The sequence below is a fragment of the Rhizobium sp. SYY.PMSO genome (assembly GCF_046840415.1).
Classification (GTDB): Bacteria; Pseudomonadota; Alphaproteobacteria; order Rhizobiales; family Rhizobiaceae; genus Rhizobium.
Map to the genome: position 1 here is coordinate 3542613 of NZ_CP177349.1, position 14846 is coordinate 3557458.

The following is a 14846-nucleotide window of genomic DNA, read 5'->3' on the forward strand; positions in this document are numbered from 1 at the left end:
CGTATAGTCTGCAAGGGCGGGCAGGATGGTCCGATGGCGGGAAGGGCGTGCAGCATATGAGGGATGCCGAGGGTCGCAGGCTGTCGATCGGGACGCTGCTTTTCTGTTTGTTCGCATTGGTCGCGCCCGCCACGACGTTCGCACAGGCCGCGGCGCCGCAACCCGCGGCTCCGCCGCCCGACAAGGTTCGCCAGCTGATCCAGCTGATGAACGAGCCTGACGTCAGGCAATGGCTCGGCGCGCAGCTCAACAATCAACCGGCCGCCGCCGGCGAGCCGGTCACGGCCAACGGCGATCAGATGTCGGTTCTGTCCGGCCTGCTGGGACACACGCGGCATCATCTCGAAGTGGTGTCCGGCGCGGCGATGACGCTCCCGCATGAGGTCATGGCGGCGTCGGAAAAACTGGAGGGCGAGGGCAGGGCCGTTGGCCTGTTGCGCATCGTCATCCAGATCGTGATCCTCTTCTTCCTCGGGCTTGTGGCCGAACTGACGGTTGCGCGTTTCATCAATGCCAGGCACACGCAGCGCGCCGAAAAGGCCGCCGGCACCGAGACGGAGTTGCAGGCGGCGCGGTTTCAGTTCCTGGGCGGCGTCGTGCCGGCCGTCATCCATGGTCTGGTGACACTCGTTCCGCTTCTTGCTTTCGATTGGCCGCCCGCCATCGAAAGCTTTGCGATCGCCTGCGTCATCGCCCTGGTTTCCATCCGGTTGGCGTTTTCCATCGGCAAGCTGATGATGGAGCTGATCGCGATGCGCCGCGCCAACGATATTCTGGATGAGGATGGTGGAACAGCCCGCATCGCCGAGCGGCGGCGCGTGGCAGCCTACTGGTATCGCCGATGCACCCTTTTCGCGGTCTATTTCGCCTGCGGCTGGGCTGTCATTCAGGCCGTGATTTCGCTTGGGTTTTCGGCGGGCGCACGCGATCTCGTCGGCTACGCGCTCGGCGTGGGCCTCTTCCTCATCGCCGTCTCCGCCGTATGGGCGAGGCCGCTTGCGCCGGAAAAACGCGGAGCGAAGACGCTCTCCTGGCTGCTGACGATTTTCTTTGCGGCTCTCTGGTGCCTTTGGGTGGCCGGTTTCGACGGCCTTCTCTGGCTCGGCATCTACGCAATATTGCTGCCGCGCGTTCTCTCCGTGTCGACCCAGGCGATCGAGGCGCTGCACGATGCGGCCGACGGCATTTTCGGCGCCGGAAAGCTGGCGACCGTTCTTCTCGATCGCGGCGTAAGAGCGCTCATCATTACATTCGCCGCTCTCTGGCTGGGCCGGATGCTGGGTGTCGAGGCCCATGCGATGATGAGCGGCAGCGAATCGGTCGTCGGCCGGGTGGCGCGCGGCATTCTGGGCGGCATCGTCATCCTGCTGGTCGCCGATCTCGTCTGGCAGCTGGCGAAAACCTATATCGACGGCAAGCTGATGCAAGTCCTGCCGGCAGTCGGCGATACCGAGGAGATGCGGGCGAGCCGCGCCCGGCTGCAGACGCTGTTGCCGATCTTCCGCAACATTCTGGCCGTCGTCATCGGCATCATAGCGATCATGATGGTGCTGTCGGGCCTCGGCGTGCAGATCGGGCCGTTGATCGCCGGCGCGGGCGTTGTCGGCGTTGCCGTCGGCTTCGGCGCGCAGACCATCGTCAAGGATGTGATCAGCGGCATCTTCTACCTTTGGGACGATGCCTTCCGTGTCGGCGAATATATCGAAAGCGGCCACTACAAGGGTGTCGTGGAATCCTTCAGCCTGCGTTCGGTGAAGCTGCGCCATCAGCGCGGCCCGCTGGCGACCATCCCTTTCGGCTCGCTCGGCGCGGTCAACAACATGAATCGCGACTGGGCCATCGACAAGATCATCGTCAAGGTCACATACGATACCGACCTCGTGAAGCTGAAGAAGATCATCAGGGACATCGGCCAGCGCCTGCTCGAAGATGCCGATCTGGCGCCGAACATCATTCAGACGCTGAAGATGAAGGGCGTCGAGCAGTTCGGCGATTTCGCGATCGAAATCAGGCTGGCGATCACCGCCAAGCCCAACGAACTCTCCGTCATCCGCCGCAACGCACTGGCCCTGATCAAGCAGGCGTTCGACGAAAACGGCATCCAGTTCGCCTTCCCGACCGTTCAGGTGGCAAGCGACAAGGATGCCGCCGCCGCCGCTGCCCGGCAGCTCATGGAGATGCGCACGGCCGCCCTGGATGGCGGGCAGCAAGCCGGCTAGAGCGTTTCCGCTTTTATCTGAATCGGAAGGGATTCCGTTTTTGGCTATTTTGTGATTCAAGATTCTGGCTGGAGTGGAGGCCAGCATCGGATGGCTCGACCTATTTCAAATGATCTTCGCAAGCGTGTTGTTGATGCGATCGAGGCCGGCGAGAGCTGCCGGTCGGTGGCGGCGCGGTTCGCTATTGCGGCCTCTTCAGCGGTGAAGTGGTCTCAGCGTTATCGTTCGAGCGGATCTGTTGGGCCGGGGAAGATGGGTGGTCATCGTAAGCGTGCTCTGGAGCCGTACCGGGCGTTTATCGTGGAACGGGTCAACCAGACGCCGCATCTGTCACTGCATGCGTTGAAGGAAGAGTTGGCCGTACGAGGGGTGAAGGTATCCCACGATACCGTATGGCAGTTCCTGCGGCGCGAGGGGTTACGGTTCAAAAAAAACACTGTTCGCCCGTGAGCAGGCGCGCGCCGACATTGCGCGGCGACGACAGCGGTGGCGGTCCTGGCAGACCGGTCTCGATCCAAGGCGATTGGTCTTCATTGATGAAACCTGGATCAAGACCAACATGGCGCCGCTTCGAGGCTGGGGGCCGAAGGGCAAACGCCTACGTAGCTTCGCCCCGCATGGTCATTGGCGCACTCTGACTTTCCTTGGCGCGCTGCGCTGCGATCGGCTCGTGGCACCTTGTGTCTTCGATGGGCCGATCAACGGCCAGTGCTTCCGAGCCTATGTCGAGCAGCTACTCTTACCGATCCTCGAACCCGGAGACATCGTCGTCATGGATAACCTCGGTTCCCACAAGTCGGTCGCCATCCGTCAGATAATCCGCAACGCTGGTGCACGGCTCTGGTATCTGCCGCCCTATTCACCCGACCTCAATCCGATCGAACAGGCCTTCGCCAAAATCAAACACTGGATGCGCCTGGCACAGAAGCGAACCGTCGATGACACCTGGCGTTACATCGGCAATCTCGTCAAAACCATCGAGCCAAGCGAATGCGGCAACTACTTCGCTAATGCTGGATACGCTTCCGTTAAAACCTGAAACGCTCTAGAGCAATCCCAGGAAAAGTGCGCAGCGGTTTTCCGCCCGGAAAAACGTAAAAGCCCCGGAAGCACCGTGAAACGCGGGACCTCTCCAGCAAGTGTATCGTGTGCCGCTGGCGGATTTCGGCACGGTCCGGAGCGAGATTATTGCTTCGGCGCCGCGGTGCTGCCGCGCACGATGAGGCTGACGCCGATCATCTCGCCCTCGGTCGGCATGGAATCGTGAAGAACGGCCTGCACGGCACGTTGCGCGATCTCGGCAAAAGGCTGCGCCATCGTTGTCAGGCCCGGTTCCACCATGCCGCCTTCCGGCACGCCGTCGAAGCCGATGACGGAAACATCCCGCGGAACCGAAAGGCCGCGAGCACGCAGCCAATTGATCGTCAGCAACGCAATATTGTCGGACATGGCGAGGATCGCCGTTGGCGGTTCGGGCGCCGAAAACAGATATTCGAGCCCGGCTTCGACGCTCGGCTTGTCGTTGATGGTTTCGTAGATCGGCAATGTCTCGCGCCTTATGCCGAAGGCGTCGAGCGCCTGCCAGTAGCCGAGCGCGCGGTTGCGTGAGGTGGAATAGATCGCCCGCTCGATCTCGGCGATGCCGGCCGGTCCGACGTGATCGTCCGAAAATTCCGTCGCGAGCACGCCGAATCGCCTGTGGCCCAATTCGGCCAGATGCCGAGCCGCAACGGCAGCGCCGCCGAGATTGTCGACGCTGATCGAAGGGATCGACGAATCCTCGTCGTTCAAGGCCAGTGCGACGAAGGGCAGTTGCCGCTCGCGCGTCAGCTGAACCAGCTTCTCGCCGCCTTCGACGCAGAGCAGGATGAAGCCATCCACCAATGCGCTCTTGATGTTCCAATCGAGCTTGTGCCGGTCCTTGGCCGAAACGAGTGCAAGGCCGGTGCCGCTGGCATCGCAGACCTGGGAAACGGCGGCCAGCAGCGCTCTCGCCCAGGGATCGTCGAAGAAATAGGCAAGCGGCTCCACCGCGGCGACGCCGATGGCATTGACCTTTCCCGCCCGCAGCAGCCGCCCCTTCAGGCTCGGCCCGGCATATCCAAGCCGCCTGGCCGTCTCCAGCACATGCTCGCGCACTTCCTCGCGCACCACGTCCGGCCGGCTGAAAACATTGGAGGCGGTTCCCTGCGATACGCCCGCCGCCTTGGCGACGTCCGCAAGCCTGATCGTGCCCTTGGCCAATTCAATTCTCCATTGCGTTTCCGATAGATAGTAGCAACGAAATTGTATCGGTTCAATTCTGCTTGACAGCAGAGTTGCCGAGCGTAGGATTGAACCGATTCAAGAAATCATTGTATGAATAAATTGAATCGATTCAAATCTGGAGGATCGAACGATGACAATCAGCTACCTCTTCAGGGATCTTTATCATGATCGCTTTGGCGATCCGGCCAATCCGAACGCCGTCGATCCGCCGTCATCCAAGCGGGAAGCCTCCCCCAGCCGGGGCTTCGTCGGTCGGCTGGCCAGTCTTTTCCGGCATCGGAAACACCCGTCCGCATGGTCCTTCACGATCCCGAGCGAGACGGAGGATACGGGAGGCGAGGCCGAAGGCCGGCGTCGCGCTTCCTGTGAAGATCCGAGGTTCCTGGCGATTGCCAAGGCGTTGTCGCGGAATTGCTAGAAAAACGCCGTCACTTCCCTAGAAGTTTTCCTTGTAAGGCCGCAGATCGAGCTCCTGAGTCCAGGCGGAAGGATGCTGGCGGTGGATATGCCAATAGCTCTCGGCGATGGCATCTATATTCAGGAGACCATCGGCATCGACATCCGGCCGGCGCGAGCGCAAGCGTTCTCCATCGATGCCGCCGTCGATGATGGTGTGGGCGACATGCAGGCCGAGGGGGCCGAATTCCCGCGCCATGCTCTGGCTGATCATGCGAAGGCCGGCTTTGGCGGCGGCGAATTGCGCGAAGCCCGCCTTGCCGCGCAGGCTGGCGGAAGCGCCCGTGAAGATCACGGTGCCGCGGCCGAGCGGCGCCAGGTGACGCGCCGCCTCGCGGCCGACAAGGAAGCCGCCGAAGCAGCAGATGCGCCAGAATTCCTCGAATTGTGCGGCTGTCACGTCGCGAAAGCCGATAGGGCGGTTGATGCCGGCGTTAAAGACGATGAAATCGGGCGGAGCAATGTCGGCTCGCGCCGCAAAGGCGTGTTCGAAGAGCCGGATGACTGCCGCCTCATCCGTCGCGTCCGTTTCGATGGCTTCGGCGCTGCCGCCGGATGCGTCGATGGCAGCCGCCACCTGCTCGATTTTCGCCGGTGTCCGGCCGGCAATGACGACATGATAGCCCTTATCCGCGAGAAGCCGACAGAGTGCCGCACCCAGGCCCCGTTCCGCTCCCACTCCGACGATGATGGCGCTCGGCGTGCTCATTCGGCGGCCTCCCTGACATCCAGCGTTGGATAATCGGTGTAACCCTCGACGCCGCCGCCATAGAATGTGGGACGGTGATAGGCGTTGAGAGGCGCCCCGCGGCGGATACGCTCCGGCAGGTCGGGATTGGCGATGAACAGCCGCCCGAAGGCGATGGCATCGGCATGACCGGCGGCGAGGGCCGCTTCGGCGGTGTCCGGCTGAAAGTTGCCTGCGGCGATCAGCGTGCCCGACCAGGCGGGCCGGAACAGTTCGGCGGCCGACGGCACGTTCTTGTGGTCGACCTCGGCCTGGCCGGCGCCGCTGGCGCGCGGCTCGATCAGATGCAGATAGGCGAGATTGAGCCGGTCCAGCTCGCGAATGACATGGCCGTAGAGACGCAACGGGTCGTCCTCGCCGCTGTCGTTGGCAACGCCGAAGGGCGAGAGGCGGACGCCGACGCGATCCGAACCCCAGACATCGGAAACCGCCTCCACGACCTCGAGCAGCAGCCGCGTGCGGTTCTCGATCGAGCCGCCATACTGGTCGGTGCGCTGGTTGGTGCGCGTCTGGAGGAATTGCTCGATCAGGTAGCCGTTGGCGCCGTGAATCTCGACGCCGTCGAAGCCGGCCTGCCTGGCATTGGCCGCTGCCTGCGCATAGACGTCGAGCAGCAGCGGCATCAGGTCGATATCGATCGCCTGCGGCGTCTCGAAAGGCACGCGCTCGAACGAAGCGGTGAAGGCTTGTCCCTTGGCGGCAATCGCCGAAGGGGCAATCGGCGGGGCACCGCCCGGCTGGTGAGACGAATGGGAAATGCGGCCGACATGCCAGAGCTGCAGGAAAATCCTGCCGCCCTTGCCGTGAACGGCATCCGTCACCGCTTTCCAGCCGGCGATCTGTTCGTCGGTGTGGATGCCCGGCGTTGCCGGCATGCCCTGGCCGGAGCGGGAAATCTGCGATCCTTCGGAAATGATCAGGCCGCCCTCGCTTGCACGCTGGGCATAATATTCGGCATTCAGCGCGGAAGGGACATTGCCCGGCTGGTTCGCCCGCATGCGGGTCAGCGGTGCCATGACGATTCGATGCGCGAGCTGAAGAGGGCCGACGGCGAGCGGCGAAAATAAAGTGGCTGTCATAAAATTCTCCTGCCTGGAGCCAATATTGGTCCCCGGGGCGGAAGGGCCTTTCAGCGGCGATTCGGTCTCGGGAGTTCGAATAAGATGATGTTCATCATTTATTCCAACAATCGGACGTGCGCAACCGAATCCGAGGTCAGATCCTTGCGAGGAAGCCGAGGAGGCTGGCGTTGAACTGCGCCGGCCGCTGCAGCGGGGCGAAATGGCTGACGCCAGACAGAAGAATCAGCTCCGCCCCGGCAATGTGCCGCACGAGATGATCGGCGTGTTCGCGCCTGATGAACTCGTCGTGCTCGCTGTGAACGATGGCGACAGGCACATGGATATCGGCGAGATCGGGAATGGCATAGTTCGGCTCCGTCCGCTGCATCAGGCCGACGGCCCCGACGAAGGCATCGAACTTGTCGGGCGTAGCCGACAGGGCGGCATAATCCTTCGTATGGCGGGAGAAACAGCGCTCGATGACGGGTGTCGGCACGAATTCCCTGGTGCCGCTCGGGTCCATGTTGCAGCCGAAGAAGAAGACGCCGGACACGCGCTCCGGATGGGTTCTTCCAAGGATCATGCCAGTGCAGGCGCCGTCGCTCCATCCGGCAATGGCTGCCTTGCCGATCTTCAGCCGGTCCATGACGGCGAGAACGTCGGATGCCATCAGTTCGTAGCTGTAGGGCTGCTCGTCGCGCGTGCTGCGGCCGTGGCCGCGGCTGTCGATGACGACAACCTGGTAGCCGGCATCGATCAGGGCCGGCACCTGATGGCCCCAATTGCCGCTGTTTCCGAGCCCGCCATGCAGGAGGATGACCGGTCTGCCCCTGCCGTAGGATGCATACCATATCCGCGCGCCGTCGTGATCGGCATGGCCCTCCGTCTCGGCACGCGGCAAGGGTGCGGCGCCCTCGGCTTCGAAGCGATGAAGCTCGTCGTCGCGAAATTCCATATCCACCTCCCATTGCGCCCGTCCCCTCCAGACGGCCATGTGGCGAGATTATTCGATCCCACGCCGTTTTTCCAACGGCGCAACGCTCACGACCCTGCCAAATGCTCGAAAAGATTCCGCGCCGGCGACGGCAAGTCGTCGAGGGAGCGCGTGCAGATCGAAAGCCGGCGCGTGGCCCAGCTGTCGGTGAGGCGCAACGCTGCAATCCTTGCGGACCGGCTGCAACGACGCGCCGCCGTTTCGGGCACGATGCCGAGACCGATGCCGCGGCCGGCCATCTCGCAGATGCTCTCGAATGTTCTCATCCGCACCCGCATCTTCAATCGGGCGCCGAGCCGGGCCGCCTGCGCGTCGATGTGGTCCTGCAGCGCTCCACCCGCAAGCCCGACGAAATGCTCGTGCAGGACATCCGCGAAAGCGACCTGCCTTGCGCCGGCGAGTGCATGATCGCGAGGCACGACCGCCACCAGCCGATCGATCGCGAAGGGCCGCAATATCAGGCCGGAAGTGTCTACGGCGTCGGACAGGATGCCGATTTCGGCGTGCCCGGCTGAAATGGCCCGCGCGATTTCGATGCTTTGCCGCTCCTTGAGGTCGATATCGGTTCGCGGATGCCTAGTCATCCAGTCCACAAGCCGTGACGGCAGGTATTCCACGATTGCCGCGGTATTGGCCACGAGCCGGATGGTTGCCCGCAGGCCGCTTGCGTGTTCGCCGAGCTCGCCGCGCATCTGCGTGAGCTGCCGCTGTATCAGCCGGGCATGATGGGCCAATGCCTCTCCGGCCGGTGTCGGACGGATACCGCGTCGCCCGCGTTCAAGAAGGCTTACGCCGCCATTCGCCTCCATGTGGCGCAGCCGCTCGCTGGCGGCCGGCAGCGAAAGGCCGACATCGGCCGCGCCATGAGTAATGCTGCCGGCATCGACGACGGCGAGGAAAAGGCGAAGGTCGGTCAGGTCGAAACGCATGGATTGGAAAGTATCGCATATTCAGCCTTCGGGATAGCCGAAGGCTGCCTTCGCATCATCCGCATTGTCCCCAGCCCCGTATTTGCTAGGGAGGGGATATCATGGATCATTCGATATCGCTTCTCGCCGCAATTTCCGTCACCTTCTTCGTCGCCGGCATGGTCAAGGGCGTGACCGGCATGGGGCTGCCGACCGTGGCGATGGGTGTCTTGAGCATCCTGATTTCGCCGCTCGCGGCAGCGAGCCTGCTGATCGTTCCGTCCTTCGTCACCAATGTCTGGCAGCTTCTGGCAGGCCCGAGCTTCGGCGCGCTCGTGCGTCGGTTTTTCCTGCTGGTGTTTGCCGTCATCGTCGGAACCTTTGCCGGCTCATATCTTCTGGCCGCCGGCGACACGCGGCTGACGACGGGAGCGCTGGGTGGGGCGCTCATCGTCTATGCCGGCCACGCCTTGCTTGCCCGCCAGCTCCATATGCCTCCGACGCTGGAGCCGCTGCTATCGCCGGTCGTCGGCTTGATCACCGGCCTGCTGACCGGCGCGACCGGCGTTTTCGTCGTGCCGGCAGTGCCCTTTCTGCAGGCGCTGGGGCTGGAGAAGGAAGAGCTGGTTCAGGCGCTCGGCCTTTCCTTCACCGTTTCCACGGTGGCGCTGGCCGGCGCGCTCGCATGGCACGGCGCCTTCCGCCTCGATAATTTCGCGCTGTCTGCGCTGGCGATTGTGCCGGCGCTCGCCGGCATGTGGTCCGGCCAGCTCGTTCGCAACCGCATCAGCCCGGCGACCTTCCGCCGCTGGTTTCTGCTGTGCCTTCTCCTGCTGGGTGCCGAGATGGTGGTGAAGTGCGTTTTCTAGAGCGCCCGCCTTTTCCTGGAACTGCTTCAGGCTGGTGGCTGCATTCGACTTCCCGTTGCGGCCGTTGCCAATTGCGGCGCGCCTCACGCGTTCAAAAAAGCAAGGCGCTCGCCGACAGGATCGGCGGCATCGGCCTTGCATGCCGCAACGAATCGTAATAATTGAAGTTACATGAAGCGCGACAGTCGACTTTCCTCCGTTCTCCACGCCCTGCTCCATATGGCTGAGCAGGATACGCCGGTGACATCCGAAACCCTGGCGCAGTGCATGCACACCAATCCCGTCGTGGTACGGCGTACCATGGGCATGCTGCGCGAGGTGGGTATCGTGCGTTCCGCCAAGGGGCATACCGGCGGCTGGACGATCGCCGCCGATCTCGCGGCGGTGACGCTGCGCCAGCTGCACGAGGCGCTCGGCGAACCGGCCGTCTTCGCCATCGGCAATCGCAACGAGACGCCGGAATGCCTTGTCGAGCAATCGGTCAATTCGGTGCTCGACGATGCCTTTGCGGAAGCGGAGGCGCTGCTGCTCCAGCGTTTTGAGGCCGTCACGCTTGCCGATCTCGCTGCCGAGTTTGCGCGGCGTCATGCGCGATGGCGCACGGAAAGGAATGAATTATCGTGACCCATGATGTCATCGTCATCGGCGGCAGTTATGCCGGAATGGCAGCCGCCCTCCAGCTTCTTCGTGCGCGGCGCAAGGTGCTGGTGATCGACGCCGGCAAGCGCCGCAATCGTTTTGCCGAGGAGTCCCACGGCTTTCTCGGTCAGGATGGCGTCAATCCCGGCGAGATCGCCCGCAAGGCGCGCGCCCAGCTTTCCGCCTACCCGACATTGGCCTGGGCCGAAGGCACGGCCGAGCAGGCCGAGGGCGAGAAGAATGCCTTCGTCGTGACCACGGCAGACGGTGCACGCCACGGTGCCCGGCGCCTGCTTTTCGCGACCGGCGTCTCCGATGCATTGCCTGAGATCGACGGACTGCGCGAGCGTTGGGGCCGGAGCGTCTTCCATTGCCCCTATTGCCATGGCTACGAGCTCGATCAGGGCCGCATCGGCTGCATCGCCACCGGACCGTTGTCGCTGCATCAGGCGCAGTTGCTGCCGGAATGGGGCGAGGTGACGCTGTTTCTCAACGGTTCGTTTGCTCCGGACGCGGCACAGCGCGCCGATCTGGCTGCGCGTGGCGTGGCAATCGAGGAAACGCCGGTCGCAAGGCTCGAGGGAGCTGCCGATGTGCGGCTTGCAGACGGACGCCTGCTGCGGTTTGCCGGGCTCTTCACCGCGTCGCGCAATGCGCCGTCGAGCCCGATTGCCGCGCGGCTCGGCTGCGCTCTCGAAGAGACGCCCTTCGGCACCCAGATCCGGACCGACGCCATGAAGGAAACCACGGTGTCGGGCGCTTTCGCCTGCGGCGACGCTGCGCGCGTACCGCATTCGGTGTCGCTGGCCGTGGGTGACGGCGCCTGGGCGGGTGCGCAGTTACACCGCTCGCTGGTGTTTTAAGGTCGGCTCCGGCGGGTGCTTTTGCCCGCCGAGTTCCGGCACCTTTGCCCTATTTCTCCTCGGGCACCTTCAGGATCAGCGCCTCGTCCGGGCCTATGCGGCGTCCGTCCTGCGCCCGGATTTCAAGCTGTACCGGCTGTCCGCTGGCGCGATCCACCAGCAGCGAATGATCTTCCGCCGGCGCGAAGAGATGGCGTTCGCCGAATTGCCGCAGTGCCACCATAACCGGAAAGAGATCCTTCCCCATCGCGGTCAGGCGATATTCCATGCGTGCGCCGCCTTCGCTGGCGGGAGCCAGCTCCAGGATGCCGCTTGCCACCAGAGACCGCAGGCGCTCGGTCAGAATGTTCTTGGCGATGCCGAGGCTTTTTTGAAATTCGCCGAAGCGGGTCAGCCCGTCGAAGGCATCGCGAACGATCAGCAGCGACCACCAGTCGCCGATGACGTCGAGCGAGCGGGCGCTGGGGCAGTAATCGCCTTTCAGGCTTTTTCGCGCCACCATTCGCTCAGCTCTCCTGGTCTTTTGTCGGCAAGAATGGTTGCATTATTAAACCAACGATGTTACCCGGTTGATGGTTTCATTATTAAACCGAAGAATCGGGAGTTTTGCAATGACGATCGATCAGGACGCGCCGCCGGCCGGCAGCGCGAACGATGCTGCGTGTCTTCGTCCCGTGCCGAAGGGCGCGCTCGAAAGCGCCGGTTTCTCCGGGGAGGGTGGGCCATCGATGACGCCTGCCACGATTTTCCTTTTTGCCGCGGCCAGCGGCCTTGCCGTGGCGAATGCCTACTTCGCCCATCCGCTTCTCGATGTCATGGCTGACGACCTCAAGCTGTCGCGCACGGTCGCCGGCCTGATCGTCGGCGCGACGCAGCTCGGCTATGGGCTCGGCCTGATCCTGCTGGTGCCGCTCGGCGATCTCGTCGACCGGCGCAAGCTCATCATTGTGCAATCGCTGCTGAGCGCCGCGGCACTCGTCTGCGCCGGCTTTTCGTCCAGTGCGGCCATGCTGCTCGGCGCCATGGCCGCCGTCGGATTCCTGGCGGTGGTGACACAGGCCTTGGTCGCCTATGCCGCCAGCCTGGCGCATCCTTCCGAGCGCGGCCATATCGTCGGCATGGTCACGAGCGGTATCGTGCTCGGCATTCTCCTGGCGCGCAGCGTCGCGGGAGCGCTGACAGATCTTTCCGGCTGGCGAACGGTCTATATCGTCTCTGCCGTGCTGACGCTGGCAATCGCGTTTCTCCTCCGGCGTGCGCTGCCGCACCAGCAAAGACCGCACACCAGCCTTTCCTATTTCGGTCTCATCCGCTCGCTTGGCGTCCTGTTCGCGGAAGAACCCGTCCTGCGCATCCGCGCCGTCATCGCCATGCTGATCTTCGCCAATATCACCACGCTTCTCGCGCCGCTCGTCCTGCCGCTGACCGCGCCGCCTTATTCGCTGTCGCATACCGAAGTCGGCCTGTTCGGTCTTGCCGGTGCGGCAGGCGCGCTCGGCGCCGTGCGGGCAGGGCGCTGGGCCGACCGGGGCCATGGCCAGCGTACGACCGGCATCGCGCTCGCGCTGATGCTCGTCGCCTGGCTGCCGATTTCGATGCTCCATCGTTCGATCCTGTGGCTCATTCTCGGCGTGCTCGTCATCGATTTCGGCCTGCAGGCCACCCACGTCACCAATCAGGGCATGATCTACCGCGTTCGACCGGACGCGCAGAACAGGCTGGCCGCCGCCTATATGGTCTTCTACTCCATAGGCAGCGCCGCGGGCTCATCGACATCGACCATCATCTACGCTCACGCAGGCTGGCCGGGCGTCTGCCTGTCCGGCATGGCCATCAGCCTGGCGACGCTCCTTTTCTGGGCGCTGACCCTGCGGGCAACGCCCGGGATGGCGACGCAGGGCGTCGATCAGGGAAAGGGTTAGTTTCCGCCGCAAGCTGGGCTTGGCTTGTGCGGGTAACGCTGGCGGAGAGCCACCTTGCGATGGCGGGAGCCACCGATTTCCAAATCTAGCCGAGAGCTGCCGGCAATTGCGATTCCAGCAGTGACAATATCGTCCGGATGCGGGGCGGAACGGGTTTCATCGTCGGATAAAGCGCGTGCAGATCGAAGCCGGGCACCGCAAATCCGGGCAGCAGACGCACCAGCCTGCCGCTGGCAAGATCCTCGCTGCAAACGGGTTGCTGCAGGACGCCGATGCCAGCTCCATCGAGCAACAGGCTGTGCAGCGGCCGCCAGTGGCTCGTGCTCACGGCGATGTCGATGGCGGCGAGTTCGGTTTGCTGATCCGGGCCGATCAGCGGAAGCCGGCCGTTGTTGAAAAGGCCGGAGACCCGTAGGAAGGGGTGGTCGGCAAGGTCATCGGGTTTTGCCGGCGCCCGGTGCCGGCCGAGATAGCCTGCCGATGCCACCAGCACGCGGCTGATATGGCCGAGTTTTCGCACAATGAAGTTGCCTTCACCGATTTCGCCGAGGCGCAGCGAAATATCGACGCCCTCCGTCACCGGATCGACGATCCTGTCGTTGAGCACCAGCTCGATCTTGAGCTGCGGATGACGCACGCGCACCTGAAGCAGGATCGAGGGTAGGATCACCTCGCCGAGGCCGTGAGGCGCGGCTATGCGAAGCGTGCCGCGCAGCGGCTGGTCGGCGCTGGCCACGGCCAGGGCGTCGCTTGCACTTTCGAGAACCAGCTTGCTGCGTTCGTAAAAGGCGGCTCCGACATCGGTGACGGAAAGCTTGCGCGTGTTTCGCAGCAGCAGCCTTGTGTTGAGATATTGCTCCAGCCGGTCGATGCGCTCGCTGACGGCGGGCTGGCCCATGCCGAGGTCGCGGGCGGCCGCCGACATGCTGCCCCGTTCCACCACCCTGACATAGACGCGCATCGCCATCAACAAATCCATGTCGATAATATATCGGCATGGCCGATAAATGTAAGTGGATAATAACGTCTGGTGATTGGGTCGCCGAAAGGTTAGCGCGTATTCAGGCGCGCAATCGAAATTCGCAGGTCAGACTCATGAGCGATATCAGGCTTTACATGTTTCAATCGGGCACCCAGCGGTGCAGGTTCCACGACATCAGGATGAACCAGGGAAATGGCGCCTCCTATGAAATTCCCGTGCCCTGGTTTCTGCTGACGCACCCGAAGGGCAACGTTGTCATCGATGGCGGCCTCGCGGTCGAGGGGCTTGCCGACCCACGCGCCTATTGGGGCGATGCCGTCGACAGCTATCAGCCTGTCATGCTCGAAGAGCAGGGATGCGTCGCGCAGCTGGCGAAGCTCGGCATTTCTCGCGAGGACGTCCGCTTCGTCGTCTTGTCGCATCTGCACTCCGACCACAGCGGCGCCATTGGCCGTTTTCCCCATGCGACCCACATCGTCCAGCGCCGCGAATATGAATATGCCTTCACGCCGGACTGGTTTGCGGCCGGCGCCTATGTACGCCGGGACTTCGACCGTCCCGGGTTGAAATGGCATTTTCTGGAGGGTGACGCGACCGACGGCTACGATCTCTATGGCGACGGGGCGCTGCGCATGGTTTTCACGCCAGGCCATAGCGTTGGCCACCAATCCTTTCTGGTGCGGCTGCCGAAATCCGGTGCAATTCTGCTGGCGGCCGACGCCGCCTATACGCTGGATCACTGGAACGAAAAGGCTCTCCCCGGGTTCATGGCTTCCGCCGTCGACACGGTGCGATCGGTAGGCAAGCTACGCATGCTTGCCGGACAGACAGATGCCGTGGTGGTCACAGGGCATGATCCGGAGGCTTGGCCCGGGTTCAAACAGGCGCCGGCCTATTACGATTGAGGGCCGACCTGG

Annotated in this window: 15 protein-coding genes; 8 read left to right on the forward strand and 7 right to left on the reverse strand. The window is 63.4% G+C overall.

Annotation, left to right across the window (positions count from 1 at the left end; genetic code table 11):
* Positions 1-56 precede the first annotated feature (56 nt).
* Both ACJJVH_RS17140 and ACJJVH_RS17145 read left to right on the forward strand, forming a co-directional pair.
* Positions 57-2219, forward strand: coding sequence for a mechanosensitive ion channel family protein (locus ACJJVH_RS17140; RefSeq protein ID WP_112801447.1), 2163 nt, complete (start codon positions 57-59; stop codon positions 2217-2219).
* A gap of 90 nt (positions 2220-2309) precedes the next feature.
* Positions 2310-3258, forward strand: a protein-coding gene (locus ACJJVH_RS17145; RefSeq protein ID WP_412064054.1) for an IS630 family transposase whose coding sequence is annotated in 2 segments (ribosomal slippage) — positions 2310-2645 and positions 2647-3258 — 948 coding nt in all. Because the reading frame shifts where the segments join, the coding sequence is not laid out codon by codon here.
* Between the two features lie 146 nt (positions 3259-3404).
* On the opposite strand, the gene ACJJVH_RS17150 is transcribed toward ACJJVH_RS17145, so the two are convergent.
* Positions 3405-4463, reverse strand: a complete 1059-nt coding sequence (locus tag ACJJVH_RS17150) for a LacI family DNA-binding transcriptional regulator (RefSeq protein WP_112801445.1) — start codon at positions 4461-4463, stop codon at positions 3405-3407.
* Positions 4464-4617: 154 nt separating this feature from the next.
* Between ACJJVH_RS17150 and ACJJVH_RS17155 the strand changes: the two genes are divergently transcribed.
* Positions 4618-4905 (forward strand): hypothetical protein, encoded by a 288-nt coding sequence (locus tag ACJJVH_RS17155; protein ID WP_113356078.1) that lies wholly within the window; start codon positions 4618-4620, stop codon positions 4903-4905.
* Positions 4906-4923: 18 nt separating this feature from the next.
* On the opposite strand, the gene ACJJVH_RS17160 is transcribed toward ACJJVH_RS17155, so the two are convergent.
* The 4 genes from ACJJVH_RS17160 to ACJJVH_RS17175 form a co-directional block, all read right to left on the reverse strand.
* The gene (locus ACJJVH_RS17160; RefSeq protein ID WP_412064410.1) at positions 4924-5652 is read right to left on the reverse strand and encodes an SDR family NAD(P)-dependent oxidoreductase; all 729 of its coding nucleotides are present in this window, start codon (positions 5650-5652) and stop codon (positions 4924-4926) included.
* Positions 5649-6770 carry an alkene reductase gene (locus ACJJVH_RS17165; RefSeq protein ID WP_113423891.1) on the reverse strand — a complete coding sequence of 374 codons (1122 nt, stop codon included), beginning with the start codon at positions 6768-6770 and terminating at the stop codon, positions 5649-5651. Before ACJJVH_RS17165 ends, ACJJVH_RS17160 begins: the two co-directional genes overlap by 4 nt.
* Positions 6771-6906: 136 nt before the next feature.
* On the reverse strand, positions 6907-7707 hold the full coding sequence (locus ACJJVH_RS17170) for an alpha/beta fold hydrolase (RefSeq protein WP_412064411.1): 801 nt from the start codon (positions 7705-7707) through the stop codon (positions 6907-6909).
* A gap of 86 nt (positions 7708-7793) precedes the next feature.
* The gene (locus tag ACJJVH_RS17175) at positions 7794-8675 is read right to left on the reverse strand and encodes a LysR family transcriptional regulator (RefSeq protein WP_412064412.1); all 882 of its coding nucleotides are present in this window, start codon (positions 8673-8675) and stop codon (positions 7794-7796) included.
* A 98-nt stretch (positions 8676-8773) separates the two neighbouring features.
* On the opposite strand from ACJJVH_RS17175, the gene ACJJVH_RS17180 reads away from it, so the two are divergent.
* The 3 genes from ACJJVH_RS17180 (at position 8774) to ACJJVH_RS17190 (ending at position 11025) form a co-directional block, all read left to right on the forward strand.
* Entirely contained in the window at positions 8774-9523 is a 750-nt protein-coding gene (locus tag ACJJVH_RS17180) for a sulfite exporter TauE/SafE family protein (protein ID WP_412065189.1), read from the forward strand.
* A 171-nt stretch (positions 9524-9694) separates the two neighbouring features.
* Entirely contained in the window at positions 9695-10147 is a 453-nt protein-coding gene (locus ACJJVH_RS17185) for an RrF2 family transcriptional regulator (RefSeq protein ID WP_412064413.1), read from the forward strand.
* Complete coding sequence (locus ACJJVH_RS17190) at positions 10144-11025, forward strand: NAD(P)/FAD-dependent oxidoreductase (RefSeq protein WP_113385970.1); 882 nt, start codon at positions 10144-10146, stop codon at positions 11023-11025. The genes ACJJVH_RS17185 and ACJJVH_RS17190 overlap by 4 nt, the downstream gene beginning before the upstream one ends.
* A 49-nt stretch (positions 11026-11074) precedes the next feature.
* Here the strand turns inward: ACJJVH_RS17190 and ACJJVH_RS17195 are convergent, their stop codons facing one another.
* A complete protein-coding gene (locus tag ACJJVH_RS17195) occupies positions 11075-11527 on the reverse strand; it encodes a winged helix-turn-helix transcriptional regulator (protein ID WP_112801428.1) in 453 nt (150 codons plus the stop codon).
* A gap of 226 nt (positions 11528-11753) precedes the next feature.
* Here ACJJVH_RS17195 and ACJJVH_RS17200 point away from each other — a divergent pair, with 226 nt between their 5' ends.
* A complete protein-coding gene (locus ACJJVH_RS17200) occupies positions 11754-12947 on the forward strand; it encodes an MFS transporter (RefSeq protein WP_412065190.1) in 1194 nt (397 codons plus the stop codon).
* Positions 12948-13032: 85 nt separating this feature from the next.
* Here the strand turns inward: ACJJVH_RS17200 and ACJJVH_RS17205 are convergent, their stop codons facing one another.
* The gene (locus ACJJVH_RS17205) at positions 13033-13914 is read right to left on the reverse strand and encodes a LysR substrate-binding domain-containing protein (RefSeq protein WP_412064414.1); all 882 of its coding nucleotides are present in this window, start codon (positions 13912-13914) and stop codon (positions 13033-13035) included.
* 128 nt (positions 13915-14042) lie between these two features.
* On the opposite strand from ACJJVH_RS17205, the gene attM reads away from it, so the two are divergent.
* Positions 14043-14834, forward strand: a complete 792-nt coding sequence (attM, locus tag ACJJVH_RS17210) for a quorum-quenching N-acyl homoserine lactonase AttM (RefSeq protein ID WP_412064415.1) — start codon at positions 14043-14045, stop codon at positions 14832-14834.
* The last annotated feature ends 12 nt before the right edge of the window (positions 14835-14846 follow it).

Coding starts and splice junctions, on each gene's coding strand:
- ACJJVH_RS17140 (WP_112801447.1), top strand. CDS start 57: ATGAGGGATGCCGAGGGTCGCAGGCTGTCGATCGGGACGCTGCTTTTC.
- ACJJVH_RS17155 (WP_113356078.1), top strand. CDS start 4,618: ATGACAATCAGCTACCTCTTCAGGGATCTTTATCATGATCGCTTTGGC.
- ACJJVH_RS17160 (WP_412064410.1), bottom strand. CDS start 5,652: ATGAGCACGCCGAGCGCCATCATCGTCGGAGTGGGAGCGGAACGGGGC.
- ACJJVH_RS17165 (WP_113423891.1), bottom strand. CDS start 6,770: ATGACAGCCACTTTATTTTCGCCGCTCGCCGTCGGCCCTCTTCAGCTC.
- ACJJVH_RS17170 (WP_412064411.1), bottom strand. CDS start 7,707: ATGGAATTTCGCGACGACGAGCTTCATCGCTTCGAAGCCGAGGGCGCC.
- ACJJVH_RS17175 (WP_412064412.1), bottom strand. CDS start 8,675: ATGCGTTTCGACCTGACCGACCTTCGCCTTTTCCTCGCCGTCGTCGAT.
- ACJJVH_RS17185 (WP_412064413.1), top strand. CDS start 9,695: ATGAAGCGCGACAGTCGACTTTCCTCCGTTCTCCACGCCCTGCTCCAT.
- ACJJVH_RS17195 (WP_112801428.1), bottom strand. CDS start 11,527: ATGGTGGCGCGAAAAAGCCTGAAAGGCGATTACTGCCCCAGCGCCCGC.
- ACJJVH_RS17200 (WP_412065190.1), top strand. CDS start 11,754: ATGACGCCTGCCACGATTTTCCTTTTTGCCGCGGCCAGCGGCCTTGCC.
- ACJJVH_RS17205 (WP_412064414.1), bottom strand. CDS start 13,914: ATGGCGATGCGCGTCTATGTCAGGGTGGTGGAACGGGGCAGCATGTCG.
- attM (WP_412064415.1), top strand. CDS start 14,043: ATGAGCGATATCAGGCTTTACATGTTTCAATCGGGCACCCAGCGGTGC.